Raw genomic sequence first — 18,082 nt, 5'->3', positions numbered from 1 at the left:
GCATTGTATGCACCATCCGCACTGAACAGATGCTTCTGTCAGCAATGCTGCATACAATGCACCCTGCAAGCTGCAGAAATGCTTCTGCCAACAAGGGTGCGAAAAACACACCCTTGGAGATATCCATGCAGACGAATGAGCTCCCCATTAAGGTTCTTCTCATCGGTGAAGATGAGGAGGACTTCCGCCGGATAGCCACATTGCTCTTGGAGATGTCTGCCCGGAGATACGAGATCCGGAGGGCAGTCGATTATGCCTCGGGATTGGAGGCGCTCAGTGGAGGTTCCTTCGACGTCTGCTTCCTGGACTATCACCTCCGCTCACAGACCGGCGTGGAACTTCTGAAAGAGGCGCGGTCAAGCGGGTGCACGACCCCGGTGATCCTTCTCACGGATATTGGAGACCACGGGGCCTTCCGTGAGGCGATGCAGGCCGGTGCTGCGGACTCCCTGAGGAAGGATGAGATCAGCGAGAGTGCGATCGAGCGATCCATCCGCTATGCCATGGATCGGAAGCTGATACACGAGGAGTTGCGAAGAGAGAGAGAGCATCGCAGGCAGGCCGAGGAGTCGCTGAGGGAGCAGCTGCGGTTCCAGACGGTGCTTGCGGAAATCTCCGCCCGCTTTGTCAACTTGTCTCCGAACCTTGTGGATACGGTCATCGAAGAGGCCCAACGGATGATTTGCGGCTTCCTCGGCCTGGATCGATCAACCCTGTGGCAAGCCTCCAGGGCGGGGACAAGCATGACGTTGTTGACACACATCCATCAACCCGCAGATGGTCCACCGATTGCGGAGCCTGTCGATCTGTTTCAGTTATCGACCAGTGAATGGGCCTTACAGAGCTCCGAGCCCACACCCATTTTCAGGTATATCCAGGGGGAGGCTTATTTCCCCTGGGTGGCGGAGCGGCTGAAATCGGGATTGGTGACGCTGGTTTCGAAGGCGGAGGATCTTCCGGTGGAAGCCTCCATGGACAGGGAATTTCTTCGCCGCTTCGGCACCAAATCCACCGCAGTCTTCCCCTTGATGGAGGGCGGGGCAGTCATGGGCTGCCTGTCGTTCGATTCAATGCGCGAGGAGCGGGACTGGCCGGAATCGCTTGTGGAGCAGCTGCGCTTTGTGGCCCAGATCTTCGCCCATGCCATTGCCCGCGCACAGGCGGACGGCGTGGTGCGTGAAAGTGCGGAGCGGCTGAGTCTCGCCGCAGCTTCCGCGAACGCGGGGCTGTGGAGCCTGGATGTCAATACATGGCGTTTATGGGCTACGGACAAGGCGCGAGAGCTGTTTGGCATCGATCCTGACGCGGTCCTTACCTTCGAAAAATTTCTCGAGTACCTCCATCCCGAGGAACGCGGGAGGATTCGTGAAATCGTCCAACAGCACATCGCGTCGGGAACGGAAGTCAGCGCAGAGTATCGTGTTTTGCGCCCCGACGGCAGCGTGCGCTGGATGGCCTCCCGCGGCCGCATCTATCGCGGCTCGCCCGGTGAGGGGGACCAACTCATGGGTGTGTTGGTAGATCTTACCGAGCGCAAGCAGATGGAGGAACAGCTGCAGGCCAGGCTCCGGGAAATCGAAGAGCTCAAAAAGCAACTAGAGGAAGAAAACATCAACCTCCGCGAGGAGGTGAACCTTCTCTCCCGGCATAAAGACATCGTGGCCCGAAGCGATGTCATGCAGCGCATCCTGCTCCAGGTGGAGCAGGTGGCTCCAACAGGCTCCACCGTCCTCATCACGGGTGAAACCGGCACGGGCAAGGGATTGATCGCCCAGGCCATTCACCGGTTGAGCACCCGAAGGTCCCGGCCGTTTGTGACGGTCAACTGTGCCTCGCTGCCCCCCACGCTCATCGAATCCGAGCTGTTCGGCCGTGAGAAAGGGGCGTACACGGGGGCCATATCCCGAATGGTTGGGAGATTTGAAGTCGCGGATGAAGGGACGCTTTTCCTGGATGAGATAGGGGAGCTTCCCCTGGAGGTCCAGGCCAAGCTCCTGCGTGTCCTGGAATCAGGCTGCTTCGAACGGTTGGGATCGACAAGGACTGTACGAGTGAACGTACGGCTCCTGGCAGCAACCAACCGGGACATTGACCACCTCGTTCGGGAGGGCAGGTTCCGCAGTGACCTTTATTACCGACTGAGCGTATTCCCCATCAGTATCCCACCCCTGCGTGAGCGCCCCGAGGACATCGGTATTCTGGTATGGGCTTTCATCCACCAGTTCGAAAAAGAGATCGGCAAGCACATTCGGAGCATCCCGAAGCGAAGCATGGAGGCTCTGCAGCATTATCCCTGGCCGGGCAATGCACGGGAGCTGAGAAACATCATCGAGCACGCCATGATCGTGACCAGGGGGTCTACCCTGGAACTGCATCTCCCTTCTATCCGCGCTCCGGGCGATGCCGCTTCGGAGGCGGGAAATCTTCAGGATGTCGAACGGAAGCACATCCTGAAGGTTCTCCAGGAAGCCGGATGGCGCATCTCGGGCAAAAATGGGGCGGCGGAGATCCTGGGGCTCAAGCGAACGACCCTGGAATCCCGCATGAAGAAGCTCGGCATTCACCGCCCGAAGGCTTGAATGCCGAAATGTTGGCCCATATGTCGGAATGCCGAAAAATCAATCTTCCAGAGGAGCTGAAGACTTTACGAACGCACCATCAAAACTTGAACCACACCCAGACCTGCCCGAAGAGCGAGTCATCGTTCCCGAAGATCTCCTCGGCCGCCTTTTCGGGAGTTGCCCAGCCCACTCCGCAATGCAGGAACACGTTCTTGTGCAGGTCGAAGTCGGCCAGCAGGTTCAGCTCATGGCCCCAGTCCCTGTCAGTGACGGGGATGCGCCCCACAAACGCCGCCCCATAATAGTACGGCTGATCCAGTTCGTGGTGCAGGTAGGCCAAAGAGAGCTTTATCCCCTCTTTCGGTAAGAAGCCGGTTTCCACGAGGATATCCCTCTTGTTGGTGTTGGGCAATTGGGCCTCACCGACGATCTCACCCATTACCCAGGTTTGCCAGCCGAGAAACCCCGAGAACATGGGATCGAAATCATTGAAGTCGTCGTCGTTGAGGTCGTCGTCACCGGAATAATAGGTGTATCGGACCTTCAGGTAGGGCTTCATGGGAAAATCGAAGGTGTAGGTGGCCCCCAGGAACCCCCCAAAGGCACTGCGGTCGGCATCCTGTCCATCCAACTCACCGGCGTCACCGAATTCGTACACAAACTCGCCCTCCAGGTTCAGCCCTCCGAAGGTGGCGTCGAAGCCCAGGTCGAAGGCGTTGGTGTCGTTCTCGGAAAGGTAATTCTGTCCTTCAACGGGTGAGAATCCGGGAAGCAACAGCCCTTGGTGAACTCGATGGATTCCTGGGCCAGCTCCGCCAGATCAAAGATGTCCGCGCTTTCCATCGTCCTGAGCTGGTCGTCGCGCACATGAGTGAAATCCTTGATGCGCCGGACGATTTCGGTTCCCCTCTGGGAGGCCTGTAAAATGCCTTCGATGGCATCCCGGCATTCCCGTATTTTCCCTGCATCCAATTTGGCCAGCGCTGCGTCTGCAGCACCCATGACCATCTGCAGCAGGTTGTTGAAATTGTGGGCCACACCTGCCGCCATTTCGCCGACAGCCGTCAGACGGGCGGTTTCAATGAGAGCGTGCTCGAGCTTTTTGCGTATACTGAGATCGCGGGCGACGCTGAGAATGGCAGGCTCCCCCCTGTAGGTGATGGGGCGCGTGTGGAATTCAAAGAGGGCGGGCTCACCGCAATGGGCGGATGTCTCCAGCTCAAACTGCACCGTTTTCCCGCTCAGGAGCAGCTGGGCCATTTGGGACAGCACACCCAGCTGGCCCGGCCTGGCCAGGTCCCTGATGGTCATGCTGATCAGCCTGCTGCGCGGATAGCCGAAACGGTCGCAGGCCACGTCGTTGACTTCCAGGAACCGTCCCCGGAGGTCGCTGATGAAGACCGGATCCGTTACGCTCTCGAAGAGCTCCTTGTAGCGGGCCAGCTCCTCGATCTGTCTGCGCTCGGTGACATCGCGAACCAGCGCAATCAGGCATTCCTTTCCCTGATAGGCCGCCAAGGTGCAGGTGAGCTCGGCATCCACGACTGTGCCGTTTTTTTTGACCAGACGCTTTTCCTGGACTTTGATGGAGTCCTGGCCGACAACACCGGGAATCGTGATGCCCTGCCCGTCGGGTCCCAGCTGGAGGACGTCCTCGAAGCTCATGGTCAGGAGCTCGTTGGCGGAATATCCCAGAAGATCGAGGGTGCGGGGATTGAAATCGACGATCCTCCCCGACGACAGCTCGATGATAAATATTGCCTCGGGAGCGTGCTCGAAAATCGCTCTGAAATTCGCTTCCGAGATGGTGACTTTCTCAAGGGCCTGCTCAAACTCCGCATTGGCTTCCTTCAGCAAGTTCGTCAGGATATCCGACTTGCGCTCCAGCAGCTCGATATTCTCCTCCACCTCGGCGTTCCTTTCATCCCTGTCTCTCTCCCGCCCCATAGCGTTAGACTCCGAGAATGGCTACCGCTGCCGTCTGGTTGTGCAAAACACTGGGCATGCCCGCCCTGGCCCTTCCGTATTCTCCAAAGGTGTAAAATCCAAGGAGTGGAACGTGTTGGCCCAACTCCTGCCGCACGATGCGGCATTCCTCATCGGTCCGGCGGCCGAGCATGACTTTGCGAGCCAGGCACGAGTAGAGGAAGGCCATGACGGGTGTATTTCCAGCCAGGTCGGTCAACGCCGCACGACCGGCCTCGGCGGCAGCTTCCAGCAGGGAATTGGAGTCACAGCACGAGAACCGCACCATGGCTCCTTCCGGCACCTCTCCACCGTACATGATGGAACCATCCTCATGATTGACGGCAAGGCTCGCCCGCATGAGGCAATAATCTTCCCTGCCCATGAAGCCATGATGGTCCACCAGGCCCAGGGCGTATTCCGCCCCGACAGCGGGGAGCTTATCCACGTGCTTCCCCAGGAAGCGCTTATAGACATCCAAGGCTGGCTGGTGATTGAGCTCGTAAAGGACATTGCCCTCGGCGCGTGTCACCCGTTTGGCGATTCCGATGGGAGACCAGCCGCTGCACACCCCCGTTCCCACGCTGAACCTCCCCGAAAATCCCATGGCGACAGCCGCCCTCGTATGGATATGCGGCCCCCAAAACTGCAGCGTGCGGGAAAACTGCATGTTGTCGGCAGCGGCCCCCCCTGCAATGATGATGGAATTCCCCAGAACACGCTGCATGCCCCGGAGGACGGCACAGCCGTTTCCTTCGAGAGCGTCCGAAAAGAGCTGAACGAAGCGCACCGTATGGGGAAGAGCTTCCGCAAGCTTCTCTCCCGCGCGCTCCGAATCGAGACCGATGTCGTTGACCCAGGCAACGTGTATATCCACCTGGTCGGAAGCAAAGCCGCCGAGGACCGCAGAATGCTGGCTGTACCCCTGGCAGGAGATTTCGCCGGCGCTCGTACACCCCACGACATTTCCCGTGCCTACGGCTTCGCATACGCCCCGGACCATTTCGCCCAGGTTTTCTTCAGGTGAACAAAACAAGAGGCATCCTGCAGGAGAGCTTCCCAGCTGCTGCACCAGGGATTCCCCCAGGTGTCTCCCCGCCTCCCTGGAAAACGGTGCTCCGGAAGAGACTGTGGCCGCCTTGAACATTTGCAGATCCTGTCCTTGCGTCATCGTCCCCTGCAGGGAGATGACCAGGTTGGTATGTCGTCCTCTCGCCAGCCGCGCCCCGTCGGGGCGGATTGACGGCTCACGCCGCTTCAAGCAATGTCCATGCCTTCACATGGGTACGGCAGTACAGGCCGCCGGCCGCGGCTCCAGGGAAAGGGGGCGTCCCGCCGGAATCGCAAAAAGTGGATGGCATTTAAGGGACCAATGAGATAAGCAATTGAAATAAATGATGTATTATATATTGAAAAACATTGGGGTCTTGAGGGGTATATGGCCTCACTGTTCCGCAGCTTTGCCAGGCCGCGAGTCATCGAATCGCCGTCACCCTCCCCATGGGCTCGACCCCATCCCGTCATTGGGCCCCCATGTTGTTGGCCAAGCCAACTTTCCTCATTCCGGTGAAAGGCGAAATCCAGGGGTAGGGTGCATTCTATGCACCATGCACAGGGACTTTTCAGCGAAACAACTTTGTCATTAGTCCCTGGCTGCCGATCCCATCCCATATTTGTGCAACTTCTTGTACAACGTCTTCCTGTTGATCCCCAGTACCTCGGCTGCCCTGCTCTGGTTGCCCCCCGTCTCCTCCAGGACGGCCATGATGTGGTCCCTTTCCATATCCTCCAGGGTCTTGGTCGGACGGGAGCGGGCCGCCCTGTCGGCATAGAATTCCGACGGAAGATCCTCTGGAGTGACGACATCCGATCGCGCAAAAATCATCGACTTCAGGATGACGGACCGCAGCTCCCTGACATTTCCCGGCCAGGAATACTCTCTCAGGATCTTCATGGCTTCGGGTGAGATCCTGCGCGGCCCCCTGGGAAAATGCTCCATTTTCAAGATGTGCGTGGACAGGGGCTCAATGTCCTCGGGCCGCCTCCTGAGAGGAGGAATTTGGATGTTGATGAGGTCCATCCGGTAGAACAAGTCTTTCCGCAGGAGGCCCTTTTGAACCGCATCGCGGAGGTCCATGTTCGTCGCCAGGACCACCCGTGTGTCGATGTGTATTTCCCTGGTCTCGCCCAGGCGGCGCAGCCTCCCGGTTTCCAGAAATCTCAGGAACTTCTATCGTTTTGTCCGTGGCGCAGACTCTCTCCACCAGGGCATAGACCTGCTGCATCCCCTCGCTGGGGCAGAGGATGAACTGTTCCTTGGGCTCTTTCGCTCTTGGGTGCCCCCCTGCGCGCGACGGACTGCACGCATGGGAGGCGTTTCGCCCGCACTCGATGGCTTGCCGTGCAAGGGCGAGCAACTCCTGAAATTTGAAGGGCTTGGTGATGTAGTTGAAAGCCCCCCGTTTCATGGACTCTACTGCCGTCTGGATGTCCCCGTAACCGGTGACCATGATCACGGGCATGGCGGGAACGCGGTCCTTGATGTGGACGAGCACTTCCATGCCATCCATTCTTGGAAGGCGAATGTCGAGCAGGACCAGGTGGAATTCCTCCGCACCCTCCTCGAGCCGGCTCGACGAAGAAAAAACAGGGGACAGGGTCCATTGCAGCTCACGGGAAGATTGGCATGGCCGCATGAGCGTTGAGCTTTCGTGGACATCCCGGCCGGGGCTCTGCCCCTGAAGGGCGGCGGCAGTCAGGCACGGCACGGCCCGGCATCGAAAGGCATTGAAGCACTTCTGCCCTACGAGAGAAACGTTCGGAAAAAGACCCTGCAATGCCCTGTTGGCCATGATGATGGTCAGGTCCGGGTCCAGTATCGCCAGGCCGTCCCGCACGTTTTCCCACAGGGCATGGAATCTGTTTTGGCATGAGCGAGCGTGCGCAGCCACTTCCGGAACCCCTTCAGCTTTTGACTGGGATGCATCCGAGCAGGTTGTCGTCGCCATAGCTACCCCTCGCCGCTCATCCTGAATGTGCGGCTAATAGGCCAATACTTCGCCGCGAAAGTCATCACCTGGTCCGGGAGTCTTTGAAGCCCCCCGTTGAAGAAGGATTTAAGGGAAATGTACCGAGACGTTAACACCCCCCTGCCCCCCTCAAAGGGGAAATCGCTCTGTCCCATCGGATGAAAACTTTCGCCAACATTTACCAAGCAGAGGCCTTTCGGGTCAACGCCCTTTCGATGCCAGATCGATGATTGCCCGGCAAAACAGGGGCAGATCATCCGGGCGGCGGCTGGAGATCATATTTCTGTCCACCACCACGGGCTTGTCCGTCCAGAAGGCTCCTGCATTGACGAGATCATCCTTTATGCCCGGAGTGGATGTGCATTGGAAGCCCTTTATGATCCCAGCAGAAATGGGAATCCAACCCGCATGGCAGATATGAGCCACCACTTTGCCTGCCTGGTGCATTTCCCGAGTCAACTGGAGGACTTTTCCATTGCGCCTGAGCTTGTCGGGAGCAAAACCGCCGCAGATGACGAGGATGTCGAAATCCTCCGATGCGAGATCGTCCAAGCGAGTGTCAGGCTTGCAGGGATACCCGTGCTTTCCGGTGTAAATCCTGGCTGCATCCGGCCCGGCGACTACGACGCGAGCCCCCTCCTCTGTGAGACGCAGCCGTGGGTACCAAAGCTCCAGGTCTTCATACAGATCCTCAACAAGCATGAGGACCCTTTTTCCATCCAATTTCGGCATGACTCATCTCCATTCAAGCCACGAGCGGACAGCATAAGACGGGGATGGGGAAGGCGCGGAAGTGGTGACAGCAAGAGGATCAATCAGATTTTCGGGTAGCACCTCTCGCAACTGGTGTCAAGGGCATTTCCTCAGGGCAATCGCACGAACCAACTCTTGACATAAGGCCAAAGGAAAGAAATCGGCATTCATTGGTACCGTGTCTTGTCATTCCCCTTCCAAAAGAATGCGGAAACGACAAATTTATTGGCGAACAAAAAATCAAATGAAGTCGGCTATTTTATGGAGCAAGACAGGATGCGGTCCTTGAGGACTTTCTCTCTATATGCCTGGAGGAGATTGTCTTTTTTCAAAATTCCCACGACTACCCTTGCATCATTGGAGTGCATCACGGGCAGTATGGAAATCCGGAATTTTTCAAACAGCTCAAGAGCCTTCTCCAGGTTGTCCTGAAGGGAAAGAGTAACCACTTGACTGGTCATTAAATCCGCCGCAATGGTCAGATCTTTTAAAACATCAAAGTTATCCATGGAGGCTTTCAGGTCACGGGCTGAAAGGACTCCCGCAAGTTCTCCCCGATCGTTCATTACCACGAAATGTGGAAAAGGCGATTGTATCACACGGCTCACGATTTCAGTGAGGGGGGCTCTCACCTCCAGAAACTCGAAATCCTTTTCCATATAGTCACCTACGGAAAGATTTCTCAGAATGCCTATATCATGACCCCGAACAATGCTTATCCCCTGTTTGAGCAGCTTCATCTCATAGGCGGAATAGCCGAACAGCAGTTTAACGAGCAGCGTGCTGGCAATACAGGAAACCATGACGGGAAGAATGGTCTGGTAGGAATTGGTGAGCTCAAAAATGGTGAGAATCGCTGTAATGGGAGCCAGAGTGGTTCCCGCTACAACCGCCGCCATCCCTGCAAGCACATAATCACTGGGGTTCAATCCCAAATGAGGAAGCAAGTGGCAGATCAGAAGGCCGACAGCCGTGCCGATGGCTGATCCCAGCACAAGTGAAGGAGCAAAAATACCTCCGCTCATTCCACAACCGATGCAGAGGGCAGTGGCGATCATCTTTGCAGCCAAAATCCAGAGCGCCAACTGAAGCGGCAAAGCATCGACAAGGGCCATATTGATGGTATCGTATCCGACTCCCATCACATGGGGGCAGATCAGAGCAAGGCAACCCAGGAGCAAGCCGCCGAGGGCCGGCTTTATCCAATCGAAAACGGGCAGCTTTCTAAACAGGCCATCCATAGCATAAACCAGGCGTACAAATCCAATGGCCATGAGCCCTGCGAGCAAGCCCAACAGCAGGTAAAAAAATAGCTCCCAATAATGAACCAACTCGAAGCCGATCACCTTGAAGGCTGGGAAATTCCCCCAGAAAATCCTCGCAAGAGCCGAAGACACAACGGCAGAAATAATAATATGGCTGATATGCGCGATTTCGATGTCGAGAAGGATGATTTCCACGGCAAAGAGCGTGCCCGCAATGGGTGCGTTGAAAGTAGCGGCAATACCTGCAGCTGCCCCGGAGGCAAGGCATATGCGGCGCATGTCGGGTGACAATCGGAAAAGCTGGGCCAGAGAAGAACCGATAGAGGATCCAATCTGTACAATGGGTCCTTCTCGCCCCAGTGAAGCGCCGCTGCCTATGAGCAAGCTGGTCACCAGGGCTTTGAAAACCGTCACGCGATGGCGCATGGTGCTCTGGCGATTCGCTACGGAAACGATCACTTCCGGAACCCCTGGCCCTCTCGCTTCAGGAACGACAAACGTGATGATCGGCCCTGCAAGAAGGCCTCCGCAAGCGGGAACAAGGATTTTCAGCCACCAGGGCGCACTCGTGACCCTGTCGAGAAACGTCATGCCTGAAGGCCAGAAAATTCCTTGAAAAAGCTCTATCAGGGCACGGAAGCCAAGCGCGCCAAGAGCGGCAAGAACCCCGATGGCCACTGAAAATGCCAGGAAGCTGAAGTCTTTTATGCCCTGCCGTTTCAATGCGTGTGGGTACCCTTCCTTTTCCACCCCTGTCCCAAAAGCTATGAGCAAGCTGTTGGTTTCAATGAAGAACCCCCGGCAGCCATTTTCAGGTCTGGAGGGCCAGCGGTGACAGATCGGTCAAGCAATTCAACCATTACTTTGACACTGTTTGTGTCCTCATAAAATATACCGTAAAGGGTCAAAAGCCGAACGTTTTGAAGCATGGGTGCAACGCCTTGCGCCAGAAAGGGTTCGCTCTTGAATTCTCGATGTGGGCCTGTTAAGGAGCACCATCTCCAGGTTTGAATTCATCGGCTCTTATTCACTGCATAGGATATGGGAAAATTCATGGCCTTTTTGGATACAGTCCCAGCACTTGTGCGTGTTGACGTTCCTCCTCAAGAAATACGCCCTCACCATCACCCAGGAGATCGGCCTGATTTTCGCCCTCCTGGTGGCGATCGCATGGGTGTGGCAGGAGAATCACCTCTCTGCCGGGCAGAGACGGCAGATCCTCTTGCAGAAACCGCTCCTCAACATATTCTACATGGTGTGCGCCATTCTGGTTTTCAAAGGAATGCTCGAAGACAGCCATGCTGTGGAGGCCATCAGCCGGGATCTGATCCGATGGAAGGTTCCCCTCATGCCCATCTGCATCGTCCTTCCCTTTTTCGTGGGAGGCGTCGTGGGACTCACCATCGGATTCGTGGGGACCACCTTTCCCATCCTCATATCCCTCATTCAGTCGGCCGGGGAGGCGGACTTCATGCTGCCCTACATGATGCTCGCTCTCGTAAGCGGCTTTGTGGGCGTTCTCCTTTCCCCCCTGCACCTGTGCCTTCTGCTCTCCAACGAGTATTTTGGAACCCCACCTGCCCCCGTCTACCGCTATCTCCGGGTCCCGGGCTGCGTCCTTCTCCTGGCCGGCTGCCTGTATTTTTTCCTGCTTCGGTGGGTTTCATGAGCATGGTTCAGTCAGAGACGGCAAGAGGCTGAAAAGAAATTCGATTTTATGTCTGCCAGATATTTGGCAGTTTTCCAGACACTGCCCGGGGATGTCCTCACGAAGAAACGACCGGCAGCGGCACAGTGATCCTCGATACTTGAACCAAAGTTTCGATTTCACTATATAATTTTCAAAGCTTCAGCATCGACCCAACCTCGATTGACGCGATGGTGCTGTCCCGCATCGACGGCGATCATACTGGCGGTCTCGATCAGTTTCTCGCCCGCCACTCGAAAGTGACTGTTTACGCGCCCGTATCCTTTCCAAAAACGTTTCGCCGCATGATAGAGCAACGTGGCGCACGCATCGAGACCGTAAGGGGGCCACGGCGTCCCTTGGCAAACCTGCATTGCACCGGCGAGCTGGGTGGAAGCATCAAAGAGCAGCCGGTGATCGTCGATAGGGAACAGGGGTTGGTCATTGTGACCGGTTGCGCGCACCCGGGTGCCATCGAGATTGCCAAAGTAGCGACGCGCTGAGCCGTCACGGTTGCTGCCCTGCCGCGGCCCCCTGCCAGTAAGGATTGTTGAGATCTTCATGGACGGAAAGAGCTGCTTCGGTGGCCTGGCCGATGGCCGTGACAATCTGCTTGTATCCACCTTCCACATCCCCCGCCGAGTAGATGCCCCGGATGTTCGTTCGGTGATGGGAATCGTGCTGGATGAACCCTTCGGGCGTCAGCTCGATCCCTGTTTTCTTGGCCAGGTCCACGGTGGGGTTGTAGCCGATGGCGACAAAAACGCCGTCTGTTTCGATCCGCGAGGTCTCCCCCGTCACGTTGTTGTAGAGGACGACTTCCGTGACCCTTTCCCGGCCGACGATTTCCTTCACTTCAGTGTTCCACAGAACCCGAATCTGGTTGGCCTCGATATTCCGTGCCAGGTGCTCCTGGGCTCTGAAAGCGTCTCTTCGATGCACAAGGGTCACGTCCACGCCGATGTTGTGCAGGTAGAGGGCTTCCGTAACCGCAGTGTTGCCGCCCCCCACCACAACCACCCGCTTCCCTTTGAAAAGGGAGCCGTCGCACGTGGCGCAATAGCTGACCCCGCGCCCGGAAAGCCTGGATTCGCCGGGAACACCCAGGTGCCTGTAGGTCGCCCCCGTGGCGAGCATGACGGCGCGGGTGAGGAAGCGGCGGCGGCTGGTCTTGACCTCCACGGGCTCTCCCGGCACAATTTCCAGGACCTCTTCCCCCTGAAAGATCTGTACGTACTCCAGGGCGTGGCTCACCATGATGTCCACCAGGGTCTTGCCCGGCACGCGCGTAAAACCGGGGTAATTCTCCACGATGGGGGTCGTGGCCACCTGACCGCCCAGTGGGCCCCGCTCCACCACTGCCGTCTTCAACCCGCTGCGCACGGCGTAAATTCCTGCAGCAAGCCCGGCCGGCCCCCCACCCACGATGACCAGGTCCGTCTCGATGGTATCCCCTTCGATATCCGGGATGAAGAGCGTCTGGGGCTCCATTTTTTCCAGGGAGGCCATGAAAAGCTCTTCAGGCTGAACCCCCTGGGCAATGAGCACATCGTTGGCAAAAACCTGCGGCACGCTGAAAGCCGAATACTGGCTCGCCAGGTCGGGATTGGCCTGAATGTCGATGATTTCCACGGAAACCATGTCGGGCCGTTCGATGGCCGCTTTGACGGCATTGAGGGTCTGATCGGGACAGTAAGGGCACGTGGGACTCACGAATACCCTGACCTTCCGCGGAGAGTCGATCTTTTTTAAAATCTTCACGGACTGCTCATTGAGGGTGCTGGCTCGCAGACCCAGCAGGATCAACATGCCCAGAAAGGCACGCCCCTCTTCGCCGTAGGGAGCGCCCAGGTATCGAATGGAATACAGCTCCGGTGAAAAGACAAGAGTGGGAGAGCTCACCACCTGCCATTCCTTCGCCCTGGGATGATCCAGGCTCAGTTCCTGCAACTCCACCTTGGGGGAGAGCTGTTGAAAGGCTTTGATGACTTCCCGCGCCGCCTGGCTCAGTACATCGTTGTCCCCTTTGCGACTGAAAAGAAATATGGGGATGGAGTGGGGCAGCCCCGAGAACACACGCTTCAGTTGATTTTCCAGCTCAGCACCGAGAAATCCCTCATCGCCCGAAAAACCGCCTTCATGATTCGCCATGATTTCACCTCTTTCATAATCGGTAGAACAGGGTCGGTCGCATGGAGGACGACCGCGGAATATACAGTCTTTGAAATTATCTATTTAGGTTTGAGTGTCGCATGTGTCAACGACCGCATGGACATCCGCAATCTGGTGGACTTTTGAGAGAAACAACATGGATCGAGAGCCGTCGGCGGGCTCATTTCCCATCTCACAACAATGCCTGTTGGCGGGATGAAATAATACTCATGAGACGGACACGCGCAGCCGATTAGAGATGATCAGGCACCCTGCACTGGAACGGAAAAGACCGAAAATTTGAATCTATACCTGTTGAGGATGAAAAGCTTCGTTTTTGTAGGAGCGGCTTCCAGCCGCGACCAACTCTCGTCGCGGCTGGAAGCCGCTCCTACAAAGAGCATGGAGCGACCTGAAAATATAACTTCTTAACCGAGACGAGTATAAGTCGAAAACGGTTTCAGGGAGATGAGATCTTTCAATCCACCCATCCACGGAGTCATTGGCATGAGATGGTTTTTCAGGAAAACCACTTCCTCCCCCGCTCAAACACTTCTCAACACGAGCCATGTTCATGAGTTGGGACCCAGGGAAATCACGGCCCTCAGCAACGTTGGAAAAATCAAGAAATACGAGGCGGGAGACTTCCTCTTCAGGGAAGGAGACAGGAATCGGAATACTTTCCTGGTGGTGAAAGGCTCTTTCCGAGTGACGGGAGACGGCAGGAACAACCCACGGCAATCCGTTATTTTCGGAAAGGGCGACTGGATCGCCGAAGGGACTTACCTCAAGGCACCGCAGAAGCTGTCTTCGGTCATTGCCCGGGAATCTTCCGCCGTGCTGGCCCTGGATGAAACGGCGCTTTCCAGCCTGGACCGTTCTCTTGAAACCTATATACTGAAAAAAATCCATGAACTGGCATGCTCTGAAATGCAGAGGCTGAGCGCCCTTCAAGAGTCGTCATCGGCTCAAAGCCAATACCTGCAAGACTATATCGCCCGTTACGTCGATGAAAAAAGCAGGGCATACGACCATTCTGAGATGCTTCAGACCATGTTCAACAATCTTCCCAGCCTCCCGATGCATACCAACCGCATCGTTCAGCTCATCACGGATGAGGAGGCTTCTCCGCGCGAAGTGACCGAGGTGGCCAGGGAAGATCCTTCCCTGGTGAGCCAGATCCTCAAAACCATCAATTCAGCCTATTACAGTTTGAGCCAGCAGATATCGGACATTCAATACGCCATCACTTACCTCGGATTCAATCAGGTCTATCAGATCGTCGTCTCCAACGGCATGCGGAAAATCATGCCCCGCACCCGGGAATTTCAGGAACTGCACGATCATTCGGTCATCATCTCGCACCTGGTTTTCATGATCTGCCAGTACTACGACCGCCGCAAATCTTCCACAAGCAGCACCATCGCCCTGCTCCACGATATTGGCCGAAGCGTTGTCCTCCTCCTGAAAAAACAAAACCCCAAACTGGCCTTTTTTATTGGTCTGCTCGATACATCCGAAATTGGAGCAATTCTCCTGAAAGCATGGAATCTCCCCGAAGCCATCTGCCAGACCATCAAATATCAAAAGCTGCCGGAATTCATGCCACCGGAGCAGCTCCCGACGGAATACAAGGACAATGTCGCTCTGCTCTATATCGCCCACGCGGCGTACGAATACCTCGCGGGGAATACGCCCGAGGACGCCCAGACGAATCCTTTTCTGGATGATTACATGAAATTGCTGCGTTTTTCAGGGATTTCCATTGAAGAGCTGGTGGAGCGCTGCATCCTGCCCAATGGCGACGGCAAAATCAACACTCTGCCCAGGCACGTCCGCACCTTTATCCTCGGTCATCGCAAACAGCCCGCAAAAAATGTCGCTTTTGGATAGCAGGAAAACAGAACCCTTCACCGGTTCCGCCACCGCCCCCAGACAAAAGCCGCTCCGAAGAATACGAAATTGACGTAAACGACTGTTGCCCCCGTCGGCAGGTTCAAAAGAAACGATACCACAATCCCGGCAATGACGGAGCCGACGGAAGCGAGCGCCGCCACGACCAGGGCCGCCTTGAAGCCCCGGGCCACCTGGAGGGCCGTCACGGCGGGGAAGACGATCAGGCTCGACACGAGCATTGTCCCCACCACGCGGATCCCCAGCACCACCGTCAGGGCCGTGCACAAGGTGAGGAGCTGGACGACCCGGCGCGTCTTGATGCCGAGGACGCGGGCATATTCCTCTTCAAAGGTGAGGGCGAAGAGATCGTGGAGAAAGAGGACCACCACCGAGAGCACAACAAGAGAGAGGCCTACGCTGAGGTAAACTTCCCCCCGGCTGATGGCCAAGATATTCCCGAAAAGGTAGCTGAAAAGATCGACGTTGAATCCCCTCCCGACGCTCGCCAGCATGACTCCCGTGGAGACCCCCAGCGCCGAAACCATCCCGATGGCGGCATCCCCATGGATCTTGGCCCGTTCGGCCAGGTAGGAAATCCACAGGGAAGCGAGCATGACCAGGGGCGCTGAAAGGTAGAGGGGGTGCGTCTGGAGCAGGAGGCCGAGGCCTATGGTGCCGAAGGCGACGTGCGCCAAGCCGTCCCCGATGAGGGAATACCGGCGCAACACCAGGAAGACTCCCAATGAGGAGCAGCTCAGGGCGATGAAAATCCCCGCCAGGAGCGCACGCTGAATAAAACCATAGTGAAGGGCCCCTAGCAATTCATCCAACAATACAGCTTCCTTTGTGCTGATGACAGATCATGTGCTGCGCGTGCTCGCCGAAGTAGTCCGTCATCCTTTCCGACCGGCAAAATTGTCCGAAATCCCCGAAAAACACCACGCTGCGGTCCAGGTAAAGGAGCTTGGAGGCATATTCGCCTATGGTCCCACTGTCGTGGGTGATGATGACAATGGTCTTGCCTTCTTTGTGGTTGAAGCCATCCAGGGTCTCGTAAAAACGCTCGCGCGTGGTGGGGTCGAGGGCCACGGTCGGTTCGTCGAGAAACAGGACCTCCGGGTCCGAGGCCAGGGCACGGGCCAGGAACACCCTCTGGCGCTGCCCCCCCGAAAGCCGCTCGATCATCTTTTTCTTGAGGTCCTGGATGCCCAGGATTTCCAGGACCTCATCGACCTTTTCCGCATCCGGGCGGTCCAGCCGCTTGGGAAAACGCTTGCGCGAGAGGAGCCCCGAAGCGACCACCTCCCCCACCGTTGCGGGAAATCCCCGCTGAGCCCCTTCAAACGCCTGGGGCACATACCCGATCCGGTACCATTCGCTGAATTGCCCCCTCTCCGTCCCGAAGAGACGGATTTGACCCGACACGGCCTCCACCAGGCCCAGGCAGCAGCGCACGAGCGTCGTCTTCCCGGAGCCGTTGGGGCCCACAATCCCCAGGTAGTCCCCCCCCATGACGTCGAAGCTCACTCTCGAGAGGACCTCCACATCCTGGTACAATACCGATAGATCGACAACTTCCAGGACCTTCATGGGCATTCCAGGCCTTCCTTCAAACGCTTGAGGTTTCCCTCCATGATGGAGAGATAGGTGGCTCCCCCGGCCAGCTCATCCCTGGTGACATTGTGGGCTCCGTGGAGCAGCACCAGCCGGGCTCCCGTCTCTTCCCGGATAATGCGGGCAACGCGGGGCTCGATGTTTTCCTCGTAAAAGATGGAGGTCGCGCCGAGCTTCTTTATGGTTTCGATCAGTTCGGCAATCTTTTTGGGAGTGGGCTCCGCATCGGGGCTGACCCCGCTGTAGGGTGAGACATGGTCGAGCCCGTAGCGGCGGGCAAAATAGCCGAAGGCGAAGTGGCCGCCGGAGATGATGGTGTGGGACTTACATCCGGCAAGAGATTTTTGAAAGTCTTCGTCCAGGGCCTTCAAGCGTCCGTTGTATTCCCGGGCACGATCCAGGTAAAGCTGCCGGTTGGCGGGATCCTTCCGAGCAAAGGCTCCGGCGATGGTGTCCACCATCTTCCGGGCATTGCCCAAGTCCAGCCAGATGTGGGGATCCCAGTTCCCATGGCCATGTTCCTTACCGGCTTCATGGACCTGCTCCTGACGGCTTTCATGCGAAGCGGATTGGGAACTCCCCTCCTGGTGGCCCCCCTCTGCCCCAGCCGAGCCATGGGATGCCTGCTCATGGACGTCCGTCATGAGCTCGATCCCCTGGCTGGTATCGACGGCAAGGAGCTTCTTCTCATGATCCAGCCCCCGCAGGATGTCCTGCACCCACGGCTCCATGAAAGCCCCGGTGTAAATGAAGAGATCGGCCTTGTTGATGGCGGTGATGTCCCTGGGAGTGGGCTCGAAACTGTGAGGTTCGACGCCCGGAGGCAGCAGCAGGCTCACGTCGGCCCTGTCGCCCCCGATCACCCGGGCCCAGTCGTAAAGGGGAAAAAGCGTCGTGACCACACGCAGGGGAGCGCCTGAGCCCCCCTCGGCGTATACAGGGAGCCCTCGCAGCAAAGCGCTTCCCAGCAGCAATGCCAGTGTCAGAATACACCCTGCCGACAGTCTTCTCATATGAACCCTTTCCCTGGCCGTGCTTCTGTTCACACAGCCGGCGAGCCATCCGAATTTCTTGACGAGGGGATTGCAAAACAGGTACAAATGCAGAAGGAATATATCTTTATCGAAAAATTTCGTCAATAAGCAATGGAGAGACGGTGCC

At 56.9% G+C, this 18,082-nt stretch carries 14 protein-coding genes and 2 pseudogenes; 3 read left to right on the top strand and 13 right to left on the bottom strand.

What is annotated here, in order from left to right:
- Nucleotides 1-125: 125 nt before the first annotated feature.
- The gene (locus MWC30_RS12490) at nucleotides 126-2,579 is read left to right on the top strand and encodes a sigma 54-interacting transcriptional regulator (RefSeq protein ID WP_244084521.1); all 2,454 of its coding nucleotides are present in this window, start codon (nucleotides 126-128) and stop codon (nucleotides 2,577-2,579) included.
- Nucleotides 2,580-2,658: 79 nt separating this feature from the next.
- On the opposite strand, the gene MWC30_RS12485 is transcribed toward MWC30_RS12490, so the two are convergent.
- The 8 genes and pseudogenes from MWC30_RS12485 to MWC30_RS12455 all read right to left on the bottom strand — a co-directional run bounded on the left by MWC30_RS12485 (nucleotide 2,659) and on the right by MWC30_RS12455 (nucleotide 10,347).
- Entirely contained in the window at nucleotides 2,659-3,336 is a 678-nt protein-coding gene (locus tag MWC30_RS12485) for an alginate export family protein (RefSeq protein ID WP_244084520.1), read from the bottom strand.
- Nucleotides 3,237-4,508, bottom strand: a complete 1,272-nt coding sequence (locus MWC30_RS12480; RefSeq protein ID WP_244084519.1) for a PAS domain S-box protein — start codon at nucleotides 4,506-4,508, stop codon at nucleotides 3,237-3,239. Before MWC30_RS12480 ends, MWC30_RS12485 begins: the two co-directional genes overlap by 100 nt.
- A gap of 4 nt (nucleotides 4,509-4,512) precedes the next feature.
- Complete coding sequence (locus MWC30_RS12475) at nucleotides 4,513-5,787, bottom strand: FIST signal transduction protein (RefSeq protein WP_244084518.1); 1,275 nt, start codon at nucleotides 5,785-5,787, stop codon at nucleotides 4,513-4,515.
- Nucleotides 5,788-6,168: 381 nt separating this feature from the next.
- Entirely contained in the window at nucleotides 6,169-6,480 is a 312-nt protein-coding gene (locus tag MWC30_RS12470; RefSeq protein ID WP_244084517.1) for a helix-turn-helix domain-containing protein, read from the bottom strand.
- Between the two features lie 165 nt (nucleotides 6,481-6,645).
- Nucleotides 6,646-6,699: pseudogene (locus MWC30_RS22980) on the bottom strand (hypothetical protein); the annotation flags it as partial.
- A gap of 244 nt (nucleotides 6,700-6,943) precedes the next feature.
- A pseudogene (locus MWC30_RS22975) lies at nucleotides 6,944-7,222 on the bottom strand (response regulator); the annotation flags it as partial.
- 534 nt (nucleotides 7,223-7,756) lie between these two features.
- Nucleotides 7,757-8,287 carry a type 1 glutamine amidotransferase domain-containing protein gene (locus MWC30_RS12460; protein WP_244084515.1) on the bottom strand — a complete coding sequence of 177 codons (531 nt, stop codon included), beginning with the start codon at nucleotides 8,285-8,287 and terminating at the stop codon, nucleotides 7,757-7,759.
- A 275-nt stretch (nucleotides 8,288-8,562) separates the two neighbouring features.
- Complete coding sequence (locus MWC30_RS12455) at nucleotides 8,563-10,347, bottom strand: chloride channel protein (protein WP_244084514.1); 1,785 nt, start codon at nucleotides 10,345-10,347, stop codon at nucleotides 8,563-8,565.
- Between the two features lie 313 nt (nucleotides 10,348-10,660).
- Here MWC30_RS12455 and MWC30_RS12450 point away from each other — a divergent pair, with 313 nt between their 5' ends.
- The gene (locus tag MWC30_RS12450) at nucleotides 10,661-11,242 is read left to right on the top strand and encodes a DUF401 family protein (protein WP_244084513.1); all 582 of its coding nucleotides are present in this window, start codon (nucleotides 10,661-10,663) and stop codon (nucleotides 11,240-11,242) included.
- A gap of 161 nt (nucleotides 11,243-11,403) precedes the next feature.
- Here the strand turns inward: MWC30_RS12450 and MWC30_RS12445 are convergent, their stop codons facing one another.
- Both MWC30_RS12445 and MWC30_RS12440 read right to left on the bottom strand, forming a co-directional pair.
- Nucleotides 11,404-11,823: a hypothetical protein gene (locus tag MWC30_RS12445; protein WP_244084512.1), complete on the bottom strand. Its 420-nt coding sequence runs from the start codon at nucleotides 11,821-11,823 to the stop codon at nucleotides 11,404-11,406.
- A complete protein-coding gene (locus tag MWC30_RS12440) occupies nucleotides 11,768-13,411 on the bottom strand; it encodes an FAD-dependent oxidoreductase (RefSeq protein ID WP_244084511.1) in 1,644 nt (547 codons plus the stop codon). The genes MWC30_RS12445 and MWC30_RS12440 overlap by 56 nt, the downstream gene beginning before the upstream one ends.
- Nucleotides 13,412-13,918: 507 nt before the next feature.
- Between MWC30_RS12440 and MWC30_RS12435 the strand changes: the two genes are divergently transcribed.
- Nucleotides 13,919-15,304, top strand: a complete 1,386-nt coding sequence (locus MWC30_RS12435; RefSeq protein ID WP_244084510.1) for an HDOD domain-containing protein — start codon at nucleotides 13,919-13,921, stop codon at nucleotides 15,302-15,304.
- 17 nt (nucleotides 15,305-15,321) lie between these two features.
- Here MWC30_RS12435 and MWC30_RS12430 read toward each other — a convergent pair whose 3' ends face one another.
- Genes MWC30_RS12430 through MWC30_RS12420 form a run of 3 tightly spaced genes read right to left on the bottom strand, consistent with a single transcriptional unit; the run spans nucleotide 15,322 to nucleotide 17,934 of the window.
- Entirely contained in the window at nucleotides 15,322-16,137 is an 816-nt protein-coding gene (locus MWC30_RS12430; RefSeq protein WP_244084509.1) for a metal ABC transporter permease, read from the bottom strand.
- On the bottom strand, nucleotides 16,130-16,903 hold the full coding sequence (locus MWC30_RS12425; RefSeq protein WP_244084508.1) for a metal ABC transporter ATP-binding protein: 774 nt from the start codon (nucleotides 16,901-16,903) through the stop codon (nucleotides 16,130-16,132). Before MWC30_RS12425 ends, MWC30_RS12430 begins: the two co-directional genes overlap by 8 nt.
- Nucleotides 16,894-17,934 carry a metal ABC transporter solute-binding protein, Zn/Mn family gene (locus MWC30_RS12420; protein WP_244084507.1) on the bottom strand — a complete coding sequence of 347 codons (1,041 nt, stop codon included), beginning with the start codon at nucleotides 17,932-17,934 and terminating at the stop codon, nucleotides 16,894-16,896. The genes MWC30_RS12425 and MWC30_RS12420 overlap by 10 nt, the downstream gene beginning before the upstream one ends.
- Nucleotides 17,935-18,082 lie beyond the last annotated feature (148 nt).

This window comes from Desulforhabdus sp. TSK (genome assembly GCF_022836495.1).
In the GTDB taxonomy this organism is placed as follows: Bacteria; Desulfobacterota; Syntrophobacteria; order Syntrophobacterales; family Syntrophobacteraceae; genus Desulforhabdus.
Note: the sequence above shows the minus strand (reverse complement) of the source record. Positions and strands in the feature narration are given on the sequence as shown.